Source organism: Pseudomonas protegens (assembly GCF_003732485.1).
In the GTDB taxonomy this organism is placed as follows: domain Bacteria; phylum Pseudomonadota; class Gammaproteobacteria; order Pseudomonadales; family Pseudomonadaceae; genus Aquipseudomonas; species Aquipseudomonas protegens_B.
Genome location: NZ_MOAK01000034.1, coordinates 34,943 through 37,999, shown reverse-complemented (window position 1 = coordinate 37,999; position 3,057 = coordinate 34,943). Strand labels below are relative to the sequence as shown.

The 3,057-nt window shown below is 61.9% G+C and carries 4 protein-coding genes and 1 pseudogene; 3 read left to right on the top strand and 2 right to left on the bottom strand.

Annotated elements, in window-relative coordinates; genetic code table 11:
• Nucleotides 1-31: 31 nt before the first annotated feature.
• Nucleotides 32-796: a methyl-accepting chemotaxis protein gene (locus BLX41_RS37205; protein WP_404942744.1), complete on the bottom strand. Its 765-nt coding sequence runs from the start codon at nucleotides 794-796 to the stop codon at nucleotides 32-34.
• 93 nt (nucleotides 797-889) lie between these two features.
• A pseudogene (locus tag BLX41_RS37200) lies at nucleotides 890-1,789 on the bottom strand (HAMP domain-containing protein); the annotation flags it as partial.
• 138 nt (nucleotides 1,790-1,927) lie between these two features.
• On the opposite strand from BLX41_RS37200, the gene BLX41_RS05750 reads away from it, so the two are divergent.
• The 3 genes from BLX41_RS05750 to BLX41_RS05740 all read left to right on the top strand — a co-directional run.
• The gene (locus BLX41_RS05750) at nucleotides 1,928-2,125 is read left to right on the top strand and encodes a hypothetical protein (protein WP_123724123.1); all 198 of its coding nucleotides are present in this window, start codon (nucleotides 1,928-1,930) and stop codon (nucleotides 2,123-2,125) included.
• Between the two features lie 80 nt (nucleotides 2,126-2,205).
• The gene (locus tag BLX41_RS05745) at nucleotides 2,206-2,460 is read left to right on the top strand and encodes a hypothetical protein (RefSeq protein ID WP_011058771.1); all 255 of its coding nucleotides are present in this window, start codon (nucleotides 2,206-2,208) and stop codon (nucleotides 2,458-2,460) included.
• Between the two features lie 33 nt (nucleotides 2,461-2,493).
• The coding region (locus BLX41_RS05740; RefSeq protein ID WP_123724256.1) for a lipocalin family protein at nucleotides 2,494-3,057 on the top strand (564 nt) is incomplete at its 3' end.

The window sequence follows — 3,057 nt, the reverse complement described above, 5'->3', positions numbered from 1 at the left end:
GTAGGAGCCGGCTTGCCGGCGAAGCTGTTCCTCAGATACGGAAGCTGCCCACCAGATGCTGCAGGCGCTTGGCCTGTTGTTCCAGGTCGGCGCAGGCGCGCAGGGTGGCTTGCAGGTTTTCCACCCCTTCCTGATTGAGGGTGTTGATTTCGGTGATGTCGACGTTGATCGACTCCACCACGGCGGTCTGTTCTTCGGTGGCGGTGGCCACCGACTGGTTCATGCCGTCGATCTCGCCGATGCGCTGGGTCACGCTGCCCAGGCGTTCGCCGGCCTGGTTGGCGATGCCGACGCTGCTTTCGCTCTCGCGCTGGCTCTCGGTCATGGTGCCCACCGCTTCACGGGCGCCCACTTGCAGCTCCTCGATCATCTTCTGCACTTGCTGCGCCGAGTCCTGGGTGCGGTGGGCGAGGTTGCGCACCTCGTCCGCCACCACCGCGAAACCGCGGCCGGCTTCCCCGGCCCGTGCCGCTTCGATGGCGGCGTTGAGGGCCAGCAGGTTGGTCTGCTGAGAAATGCTGGTGATGACTTCGAGGATCTGCCCGATGTTCACCGTGTTGCTGTTGAGGGTCTCGATGTTGTCGCAGGAGCTGCTGATCTTCGCCGACAGTTGCTGCATGGCGGCGATGGTCTTGTCCACCACCTGCTGGCCGTCTTCCGCCAGGCTGCGGGCGTCGCTGGAGTGTTGCGAGGCCAGGGCGGCGTTCTGGGCGATTTCCTGGGCGGCGGCGCCCAACTGATTGATGGCGGCGGCCACGCTGCTGGTGCGGGAGGCTTGCTGGTCGGAGTTGAACATCGACGAGTTGGAAGCGGCGACCACCCGCAGGGCCACTTCGTTGACCTGGCCGGTGGCCGAGGAAACTTCGCGGATCGAGCTGTGGATTCGTTCGACGAAACGGTTGAACGACACACCCAGGGTGCCGAACTCGTCGTGGCCATGGATCACCAGGCGCTTGGTCAGGTCGCCTTCGCCTTCGGCGATGTCGTGCATGGCACGGCCCATCAGGTGCAGTGGCTGCATCAGGATGCGGATCAGCATGCCCAGCAGGCTGATGATGATCACCACCGCGATCAGCATGGCGATGATCGCCGAGGTGCGAAATTCGCTGAGCACGGCAAAGGCGGTGTCCTTGTCCAGGACCAGGGCTACGTACCAGTCGGCCGAGGGTACGCCGTTGACGTGGGTGAAGGAGATGAACTGGGTCTTGCCGTTCAACTGCACTTCTTTCAGGCCGGGGCTGATGCTCGGTGCGCCGGCGGGATAGGCCTCGGCGAGACTCTTGAGTACCAGCTTGCTGTCGGGATGGATGAGGATCTTGCCGTCGGCGCTGACGATGAAGGCCTGGCCATGGCCGCCGAAGTTCAGCGAGTTGATGATGGCGCTGATGCTCGACAGGTCGATATCGGCACCGGCCACACCGATCATCTGGTTCTGGTGCTGCACCGGGGTGGCGACGGTGATCACCAGCTTGCCGGACGAGGCGGCGATGTAGGGTTCGGTGACTATGGTTTGTTGGGCGCTGTTGGCCGCCTTGTACCAGCCCCGGGCGCGGGGGTCATAGTCGGCGGCACGGTTGCCGGCCGGCACCGAGAACATCACGCCGTCCTGGTCGCCGAAGTAGCTGAGCTGGAAGTTGCTGGTGTAGGCGGGCAGGCCGACGCTGCGTTTCAGGCTGTCGGCGCCTTTGCCGTCCACGGCGATCTGCTGGGCCAAGGATTGCAGGAGCTGGATGCGGCTTTCCAGCCAGGTCTGGATGTTGCTGGTGGTCAGGCTGCCCAGTTCCTGCATGGTGGACTCGGTGCTGCTGCGCAGGGCCTCACGCTGTCGGTAGTCATTGAACAGAATAAAACAGGCGAACGCGACGGCCACCACAAGGGCAGCGGCAAGCAGGATCTTGTGGCTGAATTTCATATTGCTGGTCATTAAATGAACTACCGCGATGGGCTGGTCAACGAGGGGCGTCAATTTGCCACAGTGGAGGGCTTTGCGCTGCAGTTATGTCGACTGGCCATTACTGAAGATGAGGCCTCCGGGAGAAAAACCGACGAACAGCAGGACAAGGCGAAAAGGTGTTTGATTTACCGGGAAAATGCCCAGGGTGCCGGGCAAGAAATACCCGGCTGACCGGGGAACCAGAAGGGGGTTTTCTCTTCTAAGCTTCTGGTTGGCTGACAGGCCTTCCCCCTTTCGTCCAGGAGTTCACCATGTCCCTGCGTTCTCTCGCTCTGTTGTCGTTCTGCGTGCTGCTGGCTGCGTGCAGCAAGGTCAATCAGGAAAACTATTCCAAGCTGTCGGCGGGCATGCCCAAGGCCGAGGTCGAACAACTCCTGGGCAAGCCGACTGACTGTTCGGGCGCGCTGGGCATGTCCAGTTGCACTTGGGGCGACAAGAACAGCTTTATCAGCGTGCAGTATGCCGGTGACAAGGTTCTGATGTTTTCCGGGCAAGGCCTGAAGTAAAAACCGGGGCTTCGGGCCCACGGGAGAAAAATAATGATGCGTTTTGTTGTCACTCTTCTGGTTGGCCTGCTACTGGCCGGCTGCGCCACGTCCCGGGACGATTCGCTGGCGCCCAAGACTGTTAATCACGTCGATCTCAAGCGTTATCAGGGGACCTGGTACGAGTTGGCGCGGTTGCCGATGTATTTCCAGCGCAACTGCGCACAATCCGAGGCCCGCTACACCTTGCTGCCAGAGGGCAACGTGGCGGTGCTCAACCGCTGCCTGACCCCTGAATGGAAGTGGGAGGAGGCCCGTGGCACGGCCACGCCTCAGGTGCCGGGCAAGACCGACAAGCTCTGGGTCGAGTTCGATAACTGGTTCTCGCGGCTGCTGCCGGGTGCGACCAAGGGCGACTACTGGGTGCTGTATGTCAGCGATGACTATAAGACCGCCATTGTCGGCAATCCGAACCGCCGTTACCTGTGGCTGCTGTCGCGGACCAAGGAGGTCAATGAGACGGTGCGTGAAGAGTTGCTGAGCAAGGCACGTCAGCAGGGGTATGACACCACGCGGTTGATCTGGCGGGTGTCGGACTCGGCCATGGCCCAGACCTCG

Coding starts and splice junctions, on each gene's coding strand:
- BLX41_RS37205 (WP_404942744.1), bottom strand. CDS start 796: ATGTTCAACTCCGACCAGCAAGCCTCCCGCACCAGCAGCGTGGCCGCC.
- BLX41_RS05750 (WP_123724123.1), top strand. CDS start 1,928: ATGAACTACCGCGATGGGCTGGTCAACGAGGGGCGTCAATTTGCCACA.
- BLX41_RS05745 (WP_011058771.1), top strand. CDS start 2,206: ATGTCCCTGCGTTCTCTCGCTCTGTTGTCGTTCTGCGTGCTGCTGGCT.